The sequence below is a fragment of the Williamsia muralis genome (assembly GCF_002735905.1).
GTDB lineage: Bacteria > Actinomycetota > Actinomycetes > Mycobacteriales > Mycobacteriaceae > Williamsia > Williamsia muralis_A.
Genome location: NZ_PEBD01000008.1, coordinates 1,017,874 through 1,032,019, shown reverse-complemented (window position 1 = coordinate 1,032,019; position 14,146 = coordinate 1,017,874). Strand labels below are relative to the sequence as shown.

At 64.4% G+C, this 14,146-nt stretch carries 14 protein-coding genes; 1 reads left to right on the top strand and 13 read right to left on the bottom strand.

The features are described 5' to 3' along the window. Positions 1-46: 46 nt before the first annotated feature. From CSW57_RS13850 to rpmE, 12 genes are all read right to left on the bottom strand, one after another. A complete protein-coding gene (locus tag CSW57_RS13850; protein ID WP_062800245.1) occupies positions 47-967 on the bottom strand; it encodes a F0F1 ATP synthase subunit gamma in 921 nt (306 codons plus the stop codon). Positions 968-1,020: 53 nt separating this feature from the next. Further along, positions 1,021-2,652: a F0F1 ATP synthase subunit alpha gene (gene atpA, locus CSW57_RS13845; RefSeq protein ID WP_099383245.1), complete on the bottom strand. Its 1,632-nt coding sequence runs from the start codon at positions 2,650-2,652 to the stop codon at positions 1,021-1,023. A gap of 87 nt (positions 2,653-2,739) precedes the next feature. Next, complete coding sequence (locus CSW57_RS13840; protein ID WP_099383244.1) at positions 2,740-4,095, bottom strand: F0F1 ATP synthase subunit B/delta; 1,356 nt, start codon at positions 4,093-4,095, stop codon at positions 2,740-2,742. Positions 4,096-4,098: 3 nt separating this feature from the next. Further along, positions 4,099-4,620, bottom strand: coding sequence for a F0F1 ATP synthase subunit B (locus CSW57_RS13835; RefSeq protein WP_062800239.1), 522 nt, complete (start codon positions 4,618-4,620; stop codon positions 4,099-4,101). Positions 4,621-4,646: 26 nt separating this feature from the next. Continuing rightward, entirely contained in the window at positions 4,647-4,898 is a 252-nt protein-coding gene (locus tag CSW57_RS13830; RefSeq protein WP_023957890.1) for a F0F1 ATP synthase subunit C, read from the bottom strand. An 82-nt stretch (positions 4,899-4,980) separates the two neighbouring features. Then, on the bottom strand, positions 4,981-5,736 hold the full coding sequence (gene atpB, locus CSW57_RS13825; RefSeq protein WP_023957889.1) for a F0F1 ATP synthase subunit A: 756 nt from the start codon (positions 5,734-5,736) through the stop codon (positions 4,981-4,983). Beyond that, positions 5,733-6,146 (bottom strand): ATP synthase subunit I, encoded by a 414-nt coding sequence (locus tag CSW57_RS13820; RefSeq protein ID WP_030174327.1) that lies wholly within the window; start codon positions 6,144-6,146, stop codon positions 5,733-5,735. The genes atpB and CSW57_RS13820 overlap by 4 nt, the downstream gene beginning before the upstream one ends. A 290-nt stretch (positions 6,147-6,436) precedes the next feature. Continuing rightward, positions 6,437-7,546, bottom strand: coding sequence for a glycosyltransferase family 4 protein (locus CSW57_RS13815; RefSeq protein ID WP_189339263.1), 1,110 nt, complete (start codon positions 7,544-7,546; stop codon positions 6,437-6,439). Positions 7,547-7,725: 179 nt separating this feature from the next. Beyond that, positions 7,726-8,379: an L-threonylcarbamoyladenylate synthase gene (locus CSW57_RS13810; protein WP_062800338.1), complete on the bottom strand. Its 654-nt coding sequence runs from the start codon at positions 8,377-8,379 to the stop codon at positions 7,726-7,728. 53 nt (positions 8,380-8,432) lie between these two features. Next, entirely contained in the window at positions 8,433-9,299 is an 867-nt protein-coding gene (prmC, locus tag CSW57_RS13805; RefSeq protein ID WP_099383242.1) for a peptide chain release factor N(5)-glutamine methyltransferase, read from the bottom strand. Further along, a complete protein-coding gene (gene prfA, locus CSW57_RS13800) occupies positions 9,296-10,372 on the bottom strand; it encodes a peptide chain release factor 1 (RefSeq protein ID WP_099383241.1) in 1,077 nt (358 codons plus the stop codon). Before prfA ends, prmC begins: the two co-directional genes overlap by 4 nt. Positions 10,373-10,486: 114 nt before the next feature. Further along, complete coding sequence (gene rpmE, locus CSW57_RS13795) at positions 10,487-10,723, bottom strand: 50S ribosomal protein L31 (protein ID WP_062800230.1); 237 nt, start codon at positions 10,721-10,723, stop codon at positions 10,487-10,489. Positions 10,724-10,937: 214 nt separating this feature from the next. Between rpmE and CSW57_RS13790 the strand changes: the two genes are divergently transcribed. Beyond that, positions 10,938-11,633, top strand: a complete 696-nt coding sequence (locus CSW57_RS13790; protein WP_099383240.1) for a DUF3105 domain-containing protein — start codon at positions 10,938-10,940, stop codon at positions 11,631-11,633. Positions 11,634-11,732: 99 nt separating this feature from the next. On the opposite strand, the gene rho is transcribed toward CSW57_RS13790, so the two are convergent. Then, entirely contained in the window at positions 11,733-13,910 is a 2,178-nt protein-coding gene (rho, locus tag CSW57_RS13785) for a transcription termination factor Rho (RefSeq protein WP_099383239.1), read from the bottom strand. Positions 13,911-14,146: the final 236 nt, after the last annotated feature.

The window sequence follows — 14,146 nt, the reverse complement described above, 5'->3', positions numbered from 1 at the left end:
GTCGGTGCGCGGGTGGTGATCCGCGACCGCCTTTGGCTTGTTGCTGCTAGTTCGCGAGCGCGTTTGCGCCGCCGACGATCTCGCTGATCTCCTGGGTGATCTGTGCCTGCCGCAGCTGGTTTGCCTCACGCGACAGGTTGGTCACCAACTCTTCGGCGTTGTCGGTGGCGGCCTTCATCGCGGTACGACGGGCGGCCGACTCCGATGCCGACGAATCGAGCAGGGCCGCGTACACGCGCGTTGCCACATACTTCGGCAGTAGCGCCGAGAGCAACGTCTCCGCACCGGGTTCGAACGTGTAGTTGCGCGCCGGCGTGGACGACTCGTCGTCGTCGCTCTCCGACACCACAAGCGGTGCGATCCTGCGAACCTCGGGCGACTGGTTGAGCATGCTCACGAACTTGGTGAACACCAGGTGCAGTTCATCGACGCCTTCGATCTTGCCGCCGTCGAGCCCGTCGATCTCAGTGCCCGATCCGGCAGCGAACAAGTCCACCAGGTGGTCGGTGGCTTCCGCCGCGTTGTGATACTCAGGCTGCTGCGAGAACCCTGTCCACGAGCCGGCGACGTTGACCCCGCGGAAAGAGAAGTAGCCGAGGCCCTTCTGTCCGGTGATGAACAGCACCGTCTCTTTGCCCTCGTCCTCGAGCAACTCCAGCAGCTGCCGGGTTTCACGCAAGACGTTGGAGTTGTATGCACCGCACATACCGCGGTCACTGGTCACCACCAACACCGCTGCGCGCTTCGGGTTCTCCCGGGCGACGAGCAACGGATGGTCGAGCGTGCCCGCTCCAGAAGCAAGCTCCGAGAGCACCGCGGTCATCTCCTGCGAGTACGGCTTGGCGGCCGCCACCCGCGACTGCGCCTTGACGATGCGCGAAGTCGCGATGAGTTCCTGGGCTTTGGTGATCTTCTTTGTCGACTGGACTGACCGGATGCGTGAGCGCAGATCACGAATACTTGCCATGGGCGTGTCTCACACTCCTTTCGGTTTGGTCATGGATTGTCGAATCATCTGCCCTAGGACTTCCGGACCTTGATTTCTTCGTTGTTGACTTCGTCGGCAGCGAGAGCGCCTGGATCTTCTTCGTTGACCGATCCGGGGCCGTCGCTGGCGAGGAACGACTTCTTGTACTTGTCGGCGGCAGCCTTGAGTGCCTCTGCCTGATCGTCGGACAGAGCCTTACCGCCCGCGATCGAGTCGTAGACGCCCTTGGCACCGTGGTGCAGGTGATTGAGGAGCTCGCCCTCGTACCGGCGCACGTCATCGACGGCAACCGAGTCGTAGTGGCCCTCACCCGCGAGGTAGATCGAGACGATCTGGTCCTCGACGGACACCGGCGAGTACTGGTCCTGCTTGAGCAACTCCACCCAGCGAGCACCGCGGGCCAGCTGTGCCTTGGATGCGTCGTCGAGGTCAGAGGCGAAGGCCGAGAAGGCCTCCAGCTCACGGAACTGTGCGAGCTCCAGACGGAGCGAACCCGAGACCTTCTTCAGGCCCTTGGTCTGCGCTGCACCACCGACACGAGACACCGAGGTTCCCACGTTGATCGCGGGGCGGACGCCCTTGTTGAACAGGTCAGACTCGAGGAAGACCTGACCGTCGGTGATCGAGATGACGTTGGTCGGGATGAACGCCGAGACGTCGTTGGCCTTGGTCTCGATGATCGGGAGACCGGTCATCGATCCGCCACCGAGCTCGTCGGACAGCTTTGCGCAACGTTCGAGCAGACGGGAGTGCAAGTAGAAGACGTCACCCGGGTATGCCTCGCGGCCCGGCGGGCGACGCAGCAGCAGCGAGATGGCGCGGTAGGCCTCGGCCTGCTTGGAGAGGTCATCGAAAACGATGAGGACGTGCTTGCCCTGGTACATCCAGTGCTGGCCGATGGCCGAACCGGTGTACGGGGCCAGCCACTTGAATCCGGCCGAGTCAGAAGCGGGAGCCGCGACGATGGTGGTGTACTCCATCGCGCCGGCCTCGTCGAGCGCGGACTTGACGCCCGCGATGGTCGAACCCTTCTGGCCGATCGCCACGTAGATGCAACGCACCTGCTTGGTCGGGTCGCCGGTCTCCCAGTTCGCCTTCTGGTTCAGGATCGCGTCGATGCAGACGGCGGTCTTGCCGGTCTTGCGGTCGCCGATGATCAGCTGACGCTGGCCACGGCCGATGGCGGTCATCGCGTCGATGGCCTTGATGCCGGTCGCGAGCGACTCCTCGACGGGCTGACGCTCGAGCACCGATGCCGCCTGGAGCTCCAGCACGCGCTTCTCGTCCGCTTCGATCTCGCCCTGGCCGTCGATGGGCTGACCCAGCGGGTTCACCACGCGGCCGAGGAAGTTGTCGCCGACCGGGACGGACAGCACGTCGCCGGTACGGCTGACCTGCTGGCCTTCTTCGATCTCGTCGTATGCACCGAGGATGACAGCACCGACCTCGTCCTCGTCGAGGTTGAGGGCCACGCCCAGAACCCCGCCCGAGAACTCGAGCAGTTCGTTCGCCATCGCGCCCGGCAGGCCGCTCACGTGGGCGATACCGTCCGAGGTGTCGGCGACTACGCCGACTTCTTCGCGCGATGCCTCGGCCTGGAATGACGAGACGTACTGCTCGATCGCTCCCTTGATCTCGTCGGATGAGATCGTCAACTCCGCCATGAGTACTCGTTCCTTGCTTTCGTTTTCGCTTGTGGTCTAAGTGTGCCCGCGCCGGAGTGTGTCCGGTCGGGCGTCGCGCCCGTCGGGCTAACTCGGCAAGGTCTCGCTCGCCTTGGCCAGTCGGCTGGCCACGTCACCCTCGATGACTTCGTCGGCGACGATGACCTTGAAACCGCCGAGCAACTGCTCGTCGATCTCGATCTGCACCGACATGTCGCGTCCGTAGATCCGCCCCAGCACTGTGCTGAGCCGCTCGATCTGCGCATCGGTCGGCAGTGCCGCCGCGATGACGTGTGCAACCGACTCTCCGCGTCGGGCAGCAGCCAGTTCGGCGATGCCTGACACGGTGACGTCGATCGGCTGATGCCCGCGCTGCAACTGCACAGCCTGTCGGACCAGGGCTCCGGTCTCGTCCGTGACCTTTCCGCCGATGACCCGGTCGAGCAACTGCAACCGGCCCTCGGCCGGAGCATTCGAGTCGGACAGCAGTCGCGACAGATCAGGTTCTGCCAGCAGCAACCGGCCGAGCCGGAACAGTTCGTCCTCGACCTCGCCGATCTTGCCGCTGCGGTCGGCGACCGTCAGCAGCGCGAGCCGGGCGAGCCGCTCGAGTGCGGTGAGGAAATCAGCGGTGGCCGACCACTTCGCGTCGACAGCCGACTTAACGATGTCGAGGGTGGTGTCGGACACCTTCCCCGACAGGATCGAATCGATCAGTGACGCCTTGTGCTGCGGCTCGTCGGTGGACTCCGCCAGGTGCTTGCGCAGAACCGGATTCGCCGCGAGAAGAATTGCGACCGAACCGAGTTCGTCACCGATCGTTCGCAGCTGCTCGACATCCGCCGAGCCGGTCTTCTCGTCGAACGTGCGTGCCAGGGTGCGCACCGATTCACGGCTCGCCGCCCGCATCGAGTGGGTGCCGATTGCCTCACCGGTGGACGTGGACTCCGGTGCGACACCGCCCTCGGCGGCCATCTGCTCCAACTCGGCCAGAACCCTGTCGAAGGAATCCTGCTTGGCCTTCGGGTCCTCGAGGTGCTCGCGCACCAGGTCGCCGGCGACATCGAGTGAGGCCAGCCCCAGTTCGCCACGCAGCTGACGGATCAGCGCCTGGCGGTTGAGGGCGACCTGCGCCTTGCCGTGCTCGGTGATGCGCTTGACCTCTGAGTCGGCCTGGTTGCGCATCTGTTCCGCGATCGCCTGAGCGTCACCGCGTGCCTCTTCACGGATCTGGCTCGCCTCTGCTCTGGCCTGCTCGAGTGCCGTGGCATGAGCGTCTTTCGCCTCGGCGAGCCGGGCCTTGGCCTGCTCGCTCTCGGCGACCTGCGTGGCGATCGTTTCCTTCTGCGCCGCAACGGCTTTACGCAGCGGCGGAAGAACGTATCGGATGAAAACGAAGACAACGACGGCAAAGCCGACGAGTTGTCCGATGAAAATATCCACTGGTCAGTTCACCGTCCCGGTCTTTTCGCCCTCGGTCGCGGAGACACGATCGAGGGATGCCGACAACTTCGGGTCCGACGAGACGTCGAATCCGAGTACTCGGCTGGCCAGCCCGGAGGACAGCCTGCCCAGTTCCGCGCGGGCCTCCGCCGCAGCCCGCTGCCCTTCGGCGGCCAGCTGTTCGGAGGTTTCGCGCTGAACCGCGTCTGACTCCTCGGTCGCCCGCCGCCTCATCTCCTCGAGGTTCTCGTTGCCCTTGGCACGAGCCTCGTCGCGGATGCCGGTCGCCTCGACGCGGGCGCCCTTCATGGCGGATCGGTATTCCGATTCGGCATCCTCGAAACTCTTGGCCGCGGCCTTGTTGTCCTCGTTGGTCTTCGAGACCAGTGCCTCACGTTCTTCGAGGACCTGGCGGATCGGCGGAACGATGAACTTGCCGAGCACCACCAGCACGATGATGAAGATCAAAAGGACAACGAAGAACGTGCCGTTGGGTATGAGGAAATTCTCTGCGGCGAGATCCATGGTGTCGTTTTACCTGTTTCCCGAAATTATTCGGCGCTGATCGGGGTGGCGAAGACGAACAACGCCATGAAGGCCAGGTTGATGAAGTACGCAGCCTCGACCAGACCGACGGTGATGAAGAACGGAGTGAACAGGCGGCTCTGCGCTTCTGGCTGACGCGCGATGCCTGCGATCAGCTGCGCACCGGCCAGACCGTCACCGATACCGGCGCCAATAGCGCCGCCGGCCATGATCAGACCGCCGCCGATCAGTGCGCCCATGCCAATCATTGGATCCATTTACTTTTCCCTTTCGGTGGTACTGACAATCGGATTGCCAGGTCTTATGGCCCCGCCGGCATCGCACCGGCAAGGGGTCGTGCTAGTGGTGCTCGTCCTCCAGCTCCATTGACTGGCTGAAGTACAAGATGGTCAGCAGGGTGAAGATGAACGCCTGGATTAGGCCGACGAAGAGGTCGAACATCTTCCAGATCGAGTTGGGTGCCCACATGATGTAGGCGGGGAAGATCGCGATCAGCGAGACCATCACGCCGCCGGCGAACATGTTGCCGAAAAGACGGAGTGAGAGCGAGACGGGCTTCGCGATCTCTTCGATGATGTTGATCGGGGCCAAGCCGATGGCGTGACCCTTGATCAGGGCCTTGGGATGGCCGAGGAAGCCGCGACGCTTGACGCCGGCCGCGTGGTACGCGACGAAGACGAACAGAGCGAGCGCGTAGACGAAGTTCGCATCGGAGGCCGGCGGCTTCAGCCATTCACCGGTACCTCCCCCCTCCTTGCCGTACTGGACCGGCAGCACCGAGATCCAGTTGGCGACCAGGATGAAGATGAACAGCGTCACGGCCAGTGGCAGCAGGAACGGCGCGACGCGCATGCCGATCGAGCTCTCGACCTGGCCGCGCATCTGGGAGGTGAGGGTTTCGAAGAACAGCTGTACCGGGTTGGGAACACCCGACGTCATCTTGGCCCGCACGTAGAAGGCCAAGCCGAGCACGACCAGAGCCGCAAAAGCGGTCCCGATGATGGTGTCCAGGTTGAAGGTCATCCCGAACAGATCGACGTGGGTGTGGTGCCCAACCTCGATCTCTGCCTCGGCGAGATACGACGTATCTGTCATGACTGGGTACGAAGTCCTTTCATCACTGGAATAACCGTGTTGAGAACCAGGATCACCTGACACAGCGCGAGTCCGAACATCACGCCGAGACCGTCCGGCCTGGCGAGGAACGCCACCACGAGGGCGACGATCGTCAGGAGCGCCAGACGCAGGGCGGAGTTGATCGCGATCGGCCGCTTGCGCGGATTCTCTTCAGCGGTGATTCCTTGCACATACAACTGCACGAGCTTGGCATTGGCCAGACTCAGGGCCAATCCGACGAACATCCAGATACCGAACATGATGTGGCCCAGGTAGGCGCTTGCGGCCACTGCGACGACGACCAGCAATCCGCTCAGGATCGCGGGGCGCACCAAACTCAGCGGAACATCCGGGAATACCGGCGCCGAGTCGGAGCTTGACGTCGTCATGCACCTCTCCTCAAGGGTCCAGCGGGTTCGCTAGCTCTGGGGGCAGCCTGGTAGAGCCGTGCCCGTCGATCTGGAACATGATCGGGGCGACAGCTCATCGATCCCTGTGACCATATCAACACTGTGGTGGCCTGCCACCAGGGGGTGCGTTGACCGCGATTGCGGCTCTCACCTTGGCGATTCGGCTACTACAGACGATAGTACTACGTTGCATCGCATACCCGAAATGTCCGGGTTAGGCTTCACTTCGTCACAGATTACTGGACACGGTTCCACCGGCCGCCACCCGGTCAGGCAGACGCACCCTGACGGTGTCGTCGACGAAGGCGCGGGACGATGGTGGCGACCATCGCGAGAACCAGTCCGGCTGCCAGGACCGGTACCACCACCGACACCGAGAAGAACGTGCTCGCAGCCGCCCCGAAGGCCAGTAGTCCGACCCAGAGGTAGATGAGCAGCACCACGCGCCTGTGTGAATGACCGATCTCCAGCAGTCGATGGTGCAGGTGCATCTTGTCCGGTGTGTAGAAGCCGACACCTGCCCTGGTCCTGCGCACGACCGCCATCAGCATGTCGAGCATCGGGATGAACATGACGGCCGCCACCAGGATGATCGGCGACAGCAACGTGAACACATCGGCGGGGCCGTAGGCATTGGTGGCCACCCTGCCCGATGCGCTGGTCGAGGCCGTGGCCAGCATCAGCCCGATGAGCATCGAGCCGGAATCGCCCATGAAGATGCGGGCGGGCTGGAAGTTGTGCGGCAGGAAACCGAGGCATGCACCGGCGAGAATGGCCGAGATGAGAGCCGGCGGGTAGTAACTGACGTCGCCGCCCTGGTCTCGGAGCAGACCCAGCGAGAAGACACAGATCGCCAACGACGCGATGAGCGCCAGGCCGGCGGCCAGGCCGTCGAGGCCGTCGACGAAGTTCATGGCGTTGACCGTTGCGACGGTGACCGCGATCGTGAGCAAGCCCGCCTGGAGTGGGTCGAGCACCACCGTGCCGATGTCGCCGAACGGGACGTACAGCAGGTACCAGCTCACACCCATGATCACCAGGACACCGGCAGCGGTCAGCTGGCCGACGAACTTGGTCAAGGCGTCGATCCCCCATCGGTCGTCGATGATTCCGACGAGCACGATGACCCCACCGGCGACGACAACGGCATTCATGTCGTCGGTGTATGCGAAACCCCTTGTCAGAGCGGGCAACTCGCCGGCGAGAGACATCCCGGCGAGCACGCCGATGTACATGCCGACACCGCCCAGACGCGGCGTGGGAATCGCGTGGACATCCCGGGTCCGCGGAACGGCCACCGCACCGGTCCGCGTGGCAACGACCCGCACGACACCGGTGGCGAGATAAGTGATGACGGCGGCGGCGAGCCCGACGAGCATCAGCTCCCGCAGCGGGACGCCTGCACCACTGCTCGTGAGGCCGGACTGCGCTGCGATCAGCACACCACCGCTCTCAAGGGGACTCGAATAGGCCGCGAACACGGGTCAACGCTACTAGCGCGCGCTCGAAAAGCACGCAAGCGGTCGACCGGACCCGCCGCCAGCGGGATCGAGCCGACTCAGCTACGCAAGCTCTCGACTCCGGTGCCCAGCACCTCGGCGATCTGCTCGGCACTGATCGCACCCTCGCGCAGAATCTTGGGACTGACGTCCGTGAGATCGACGATGGTCGACGGCATCGCCTTCTCGGCCGGTCCACCATCGAGGTACACGGCCACCGACTCCCCCAGTTGCTCGCGGGCCTCGGCGGCGGTGGTCGCCGGCGGTCGGCCGGATATGTTCGCGCTGGAGACGGCCATGGGCCCGACCTCACGAAGGATCTCGATGGCCACCGGGTGCAGCGGCATCCGCAGCATCACCGTGCCCCGGGTGTCACCCAGATCCCAGGCCAGCGAGGGAGCCTGGTGAACCACCAGACTCAGGCCGCCGGGCCAGAACGCCCGGGTCAGTTCCCTCGCCATCGACGACACGGACAGCACCAGGCCGTCGATGGTGCTCCACGAGCCGACCAGCACGGGCACGGGCATGTCCCTGCCCCGCCCTTTGGCGGCCAGGAGATTGTTGACCGATTCGGAATCGAAAGCGTCGCAACCCAACCCGTACAACGTGTCGGTGGGCAGGACGATCAGGCGGCCACCTTTGGCGGCGCCGACGGCGGCGCGGATACCGGCCGTTCGAGAATGGGGATCGTTGCAGTCGAACGTGGTGCTCACGGGTCCCATCCTTGCATGGTCCCCTTGGCCCACATCCGCGACGTACCCGCCGGTCAGATGCGGCGGGACGTCGTCGTTCTGGTGGCGGTGACAAAACGCGGCCGTCCGGCCAGATCGTGGTTCTGGGCGATCGAATCGAACCGGCCATCGGCGGTCAGCACATCGACCACCGCCTGTCCCGTGCTGTCGTCGTGCTCGATGGCCACTTTGCCACCCGCCTCGAGGAGCTGGGCGACGGTGGCGATCATCGGGCCGATGACCGACATCCCGTCCGCTCCCCCGAACAGCGCGAGGGGCGGGTCGTGGTCGATCACCTCGACCGGCAATTCGGCTGTCTCGGGTATGTAGGGCGGGTTGGCGACGACAACATCGGCTCTGATACCGGTCAGAACGGCCGGGTCCCGAACGTCGCCCTGATGCACCTCGACTCGATCCGCGAGCTGATCGGGCATCCGCGAGAGGTTCCGGTGAAGCCATCGGAGTGGCTCGTCGGCGATCTCGACGGCGTGCACCACGGCGTCGCGCCGACCATCCGCGATGGACAAGGCGAGTGCACCGCTTCCGCTGCACAGATCCACCACCACCGGTTCGGCAACGTCGGCAATCGCCTCCAGTGCCCACGACAGCAGCGCCTCGGTTTCCATCCGGGGTATGAACACCCCGGGGCCGACCTCCAGATCGACCATGCCGAACTGGACGCGACCGATGATGTGCTGCAAGGGCTCACGCGCGCACCGCCGGTCGATCATCGCGCGGTACGTGTCGGTCTGCTGCTGCGTCAGCTCATCGACCGTGACGAGGCCGCCCACGGATGTGCCGGCCACGTGAGCCAGCAGAAGCGCTGCGTCGACGTCCGGGCTGGGGACACCTGCGGCGGCCAGTTCGGTCGTTGCGGCCCTGCGTTGTTCGCGCGCGTTCACTCCGCCTCGAGGCGGGCCTGGCGATCGGCGGCTCTGAGGGCGTCGAGAAGTGCGTCCATGTCACCTGCGAGAACGGCGTCGAGGTTGCTGGCTTTGTAACCGATCCGGTGGTCGGTGATGCGATTCTCCGGGAAGTTGTAGGTGCGGATCCGTTCAGAACGATCAACCGTCCGCACCTGCGCCGCCCGCCCTTCCGACGCCTCCGAGTTGGCTGCCTCCTCGGCCGCCGCCTGCAGGCGCGCAGCGAGGACCTGCATCGCGCGGGCCTTGTTCTGCAGTTGCGATCGTTCGTTCTGACAGGTCACGACGATCCCGGTGGGCAAGTGGGTGATCCGGACCGCGGAGTCGGTGGTGTTCACGCCCTGTCCGCCCTTGCCCGAACTGCGGTACACGTCGATGCGGAGATCGGAGTCGTCGATCTGCACCTGCTCGACCTCATCGGGTTCGGGATAGATCAGTACGCCGGCCGCCGAGGTGTGGATACGCCCCTGCGACTCCGTGACCGGCACACGCTGGACACGGTGTACGCCACCCTCGAACTTCAATCGCGCCCACACGCCGTCCGGACCGTCGCCTTTCGACTTGATCGAGATGGTGACGTCCTTGTACCCGCCGAGATCGGACTCGGTGAGTCCGAGGGTCTGGGCCTTCCAGCCGTGCCGTTCGCAGTACTTGAGATACATCCGCGCCAGATCCGAGGCGAACAGGGCCGACTCTTCGCCGCCTGCACCCGATTTGATCTCCAACACCACGTCGTCGCCGTCGTGGGGATCGCGCGGCGACAACAGGTCGGTGAGGGTGGCGTCGAGATCGGCGGCGGTCTTCTCCAGCTCGGGAATCTCGGCCGCAAATGCCGGGTCGTCCGCAGCGAGTTCGCGTGCCGCCTGCAGATCGTCCTGTGCTGCTTGAAGTTTGGTGTACGTGGCCATGATTGGCGCGAGCTCGGAGAAGCGCTTGCCCACGCGGCGCGCGGCAGCGGGGTCATCGTGCAGGGAAGGGTCGGAGAGCTGCGACTGCAAGCCTGCATGCTCGGCGAGAATGTCGTCGATCGCGGACGGCTCGGGGCTGCTCATGACCTGTTCCTACTCGAGAAAGTTATGACCGACGGCTGATGAGGTCAACCGGGGGATTCGACGAAAACGGCGCCTGGCCTGCCGCACAGGCAGACCAGACGCCGGACTTTCAAGCTATTTCTCGGCTGCAGCGTCTTTCTTCGCCGGACGCTTGCCGTAACGCTTCTCGAAGCGTGCGACGCGGCCACCGGTGTCGAGAATCTTCTGCTTGCCCGTGTAGAACGGGTGGCACTGCGAGCAGACCTCGACGTTGATACGACCGTTGTCCTTGGTGGAGCGGGTCGTGAAGGTGTTCCCGCAGCCGCAGACCACAGTGGTCTCGACGTACTGGGGGTGGATTCCCTGCTTCATTCTGGTGTCCCTTTCAATGGTCGCCGGGTCACCTTCGCGGATCGAAGGTGTGAACCGGAACCGGACTCGACCGTTCAGTATGCCAGAGCCGCTGCCACGTCAGCGAATCGCTAATATTCAAGCGATCGACGGCGGGTATACATCCTCGGCATGATCAGTGGAACGACCTGACAATCGTTTTCATTCCGCGACGTCCTCTACGGCAGGCAGATCCATGACACGGGCAATAAACTTCGCGACTGCAGCAACCGTGCTGGTCTTCGGCCTGGGAGCCTGCACATTCGAGCGTTCCGGCGATCCCGTGCCCGAATCAGCGGACTCCGGATCGGTGTCGAGCTTCCGCCCATCGGCGGACAATCCTGATCCCACCGACGACATCAAAGGCGTCGAGAAAAGGTACTACCCCGCTGCTCTTCATGTGGTCCCCACCGATCGTGTCCGTTACTCGTTCAGCCCGCCCATCGGCGGGCGGCACGACGCGGTCTGGGCCGCCTGCACCGGGGTGGTCTACAACGCGGGCATCCGTTCGGAAAACGCCGTGCATTCACTCGAACACGGAGCGGTCTGGCTCACCTACAACCCGGAAGACCTCGATGCGGAGGCCGTGGAATCGCTCGCCGAGCGCGTCGACGGAGTCGACTACACACTGCTCTCGCCCTACCCCGGATTGGACCGACCGGTGTCGGTGCAGTCGTGGGGACATCAGCTCAAGGTCGACGATGCCGACGACCCACGTATCGATCAATTCATCACCGCAACGAAGCAGAACATCCAAAGCGGTGTCTACCCGGAAGCCCCCGAAGAGACCGGTTACCCCGAACCGGGGGCCACGTGCGCGGCGTCCGGCGCGTTCGATCAGCTCGATCCCCCACCGTTCGATCCGCGCCCCGGCACCCTGCCGGAGAACTGATCACTGCCACCACGCACGAACCCACCCATCCCGTTCGGCCCGCCCTTTTGACGGGTGGGCCCACGGGATCAGGTGGGTTCGGTGGCTGCGAGCCGGCGACTAGTCGTCGCCCATGGCTCCCGGTGCGGTCTTCTGTACCTGCATGAGGAACTCGATGTTGCTCTTGGTCTTCTTCAGCTGACTCACGAGGAGATCGATCGCCTGCTGCGAATCAAGGCCGGCAAGCACGCGCCGCAGCTTGTGCACAATCGAGAACTCCTCGGGCGACAACAGCAACTCGTCCTTACGCGTGCTGGACATGTTGACGTCGACCGCCGGGAACACCCTGCGCTCGGAGATCTTGCGGTCCAGTTTGAGCTCGGCGTTGCCGGTGCCCTTGAACTCCTCGAAGATCACCGTGTCGCCGGTGGAACCGGTCTCGACCAGAGCCGAGGCGATGATGGTGAGCGAGCCACCGTTCTCGATGTTGCGGGCAGCACCGAGGAAACGCTTTGGTGGGTACAGCGCCGTCGAGTCGACACCACCGGACAGGATCCGGCCCGATGCCGGCGACGCATTGTTGTACGCACGACCCAGTCGGGTGATCGAATCGAGCAGCACCACAACGTCTTTGCCGTCTTCGACGAGACGCTTGGCCCGCTCGATCGCCAACTCGGCCACCGAGGTGTGGTCTGACGGCGGGCGGTCGAAGGTGGAGGCGATGACCTCACCCTTCACCGACCGCTGCATGTCGGTGACCTCTTCGGGCCGCTCGTCCACGAGCACCACCATGAGGTAGCACTCGGGGTTGTTGATCGAGATGGCATTGGCGATGTTCTGCAGAATCGTCGTCTTACCGGCCTTGGGCGGGGACACGATCAGTGCACGCTGTCCCTTGCCGATCGGCATGACCAGGTCGATGACGCGGGTGGAGATGCGCTCGCTGGTGGTCTCCAGGCGAAGACGCTGATTCGGATACAGCGGGGTCAGCTTGTTGAACTCCGGCCGGCGTTTGGCGGTCTCGACGTCTGCGCCGTTCACCGAATCGAGCCGTACCAGCGGATTGAACTTCTGACGCTGATTCGACTGCTCACCTTCGCGCGGGACCTTGACCGCCCCGGTGATCGCATCGCCGCGACGCAGCCCGTTCTTGCGGATGAGGTTCATCGACACGTAGACGTCGTTCGGTCCGGCGAGATAGCCCGACGTACGGACGAACGCATAGTTGTCCAGCACATCGAGGATTCCCGCGACCGGCTGCAAGACGTCGTCGTCGGAGATCTGTGGCTCACGCTCGTTACCGCCGCCGCCGCCTTCGCCGCGGTCACGTCCGCGACGACGCTCACGGAAACGGCGTCCCCGCCTACCGCCGCGGCCGTCTCCGTCCTCGTCGTCGTCACGGGGACCGTTGTCGCGGTTGTCACGGGGGCCGCTGTTCTGGCCACTTCCCTGATCGCCCCGGTTGCGGTTCCTGTTGCCCTGCTCGGAGCGGTTTCCCTGCTCCGAACGGTTGCCCTGTTCGTCGCGGTTCCGGTCGTCCCGGTTGCGGTCGTCGCGGTTCCGGTTGTCGCGGCTCGAGCCGCTGCTCTGGTTGTCGCGGCCCTGGTTGTCGCGGCCCTGGTTGTCGCGACTCTGACCCTCGCGAGTCTGATTGTCGCGGCCCTGACCCTCGCGACCCTGGCTTTCCTTGCCCTGGTTGTCCCGGCCCTGGTTGTCCCGGCCCTGACCCTCGCGGTTGTCTCGACCTGCGGCCTGCCCGTCGCGACCACGACGACGCTGCCGCCGCTGATCGTTGCCGTCTGCCTGGTCACCGTCTTGGGAAGACTCGTCGGTCTTCGGCGCGGCCTTCTCCTCGGCGGGTGCCGCAGTGGCCGCCCGCTCGGGTTCGACCCTGGTGGTCTCGGTGGTCTTCGTCGCTGCTTCGGCGGCGGGTTCCGCAGGGGCGGAGGCGCCCTTGACCTGCGGCTTCTCGGCAGAGGCAGTCGGTGCGTCGTCCGACGGCGCCGTTCCTGCCGAGGTCTTGTCTGCGGGCGCCTTGCTCGAGGCCGCCTTGCCCTTGGTGGCAGGTGCGCTGGACGCCCCGCCACTCTGGCGTTCCTTGATGGCCGCGATCAGGTCGCTCTTGCGCATACCCGACGTGCCCTTGATGCCCAGCTCTCCCGCCAGGCCACGAAGTTCAGTCAGAACCATTCCCGAGAGCCCGGTCCCACGGCGACGTTCGGCTTTCGGAGTGTCAACTCCACCGAGGTCGAGCGTGTTCTCCGAGCCCGGTGCAGTGATCAGGTCCGTATCCGTCAACGGATATCCTTTCCTTCCCCCGCCGGTAGATTCGCGAGGGCCAAAGTTCTCGCACCCGGAGCCCAGGTGAGAGGTGCCGCTACTTTTTCAGCGGTCTTATGAGGCGTGTGTCGTTTGCCGCGCTTTATATTTCACGGACTGGCGCCCGCGGGCTGTGATTCGAATTTGACATCCGATGAGAAGCACGCTCGGGTGAAAACATCCGCGGCTGGACGGGTACATGCTAACCAGGATCA

Bases quoted from the DNA above. Each gene is read 5' to 3' on its own strand.
- CSW57_RS13850 (WP_062800245.1), bottom strand. From the start codon at position 967: ATGGCAAGTATTCGTGATCTGCGCTCACGCATCCGGTCAGTCCAGTCG.
- CSW57_RS13815 (WP_189339263.1), bottom strand. From the start codon at position 7,546: ATGCTCGTCGGGCTCGCCGCCGCCGTCATCACTTATCTCGCCACCGGT.
- atpA (WP_099383245.1), bottom strand. From the start codon at position 2,652: ATGGCGGAGTTGACGATCTCATCCGACGAGATCAAGGGAGCGATCGAG.
- prfA (WP_099383241.1), bottom strand. From the start codon at position 10,372: ATGAGCAGCCCCGAGCCGTCCGCGATCGACGACATTCTCGCCGAGCAT.
- CSW57_RS13820 (WP_030174327.1), bottom strand. From the start codon at position 6,146: ATGACGACGTCAAGCTCCGACTCGGCGCCGGTATTCCCGGATGTTCCG.
- CSW57_RS13790 (WP_099383240.1), top strand. From the start codon at position 10,938: ATGACACGGGCAATAAACTTCGCGACTGCAGCAACCGTGCTGGTCTTC.
- rpmE (WP_062800230.1), bottom strand. From the start codon at position 10,723: ATGAAGCAGGGAATCCACCCCCAGTACGTCGAGACCACTGTGGTCTGC.
- CSW57_RS13835 (WP_062800239.1), bottom strand. From the start codon at position 4,620: ATGGATCTCGCCGCAGAGAATTTCCTCATACCCAACGGCACGTTCTTC.
- CSW57_RS13830 (WP_023957890.1), bottom strand. From the start codon at position 4,898: ATGGATCCAATGATTGGCATGGGCGCACTGATCGGCGGCGGTCTGATC.
- atpB (WP_023957889.1), bottom strand. From the start codon at position 5,736: ATGACAGATACGTCGTATCTCGCCGAGGCAGAGATCGAGGTTGGGCAC.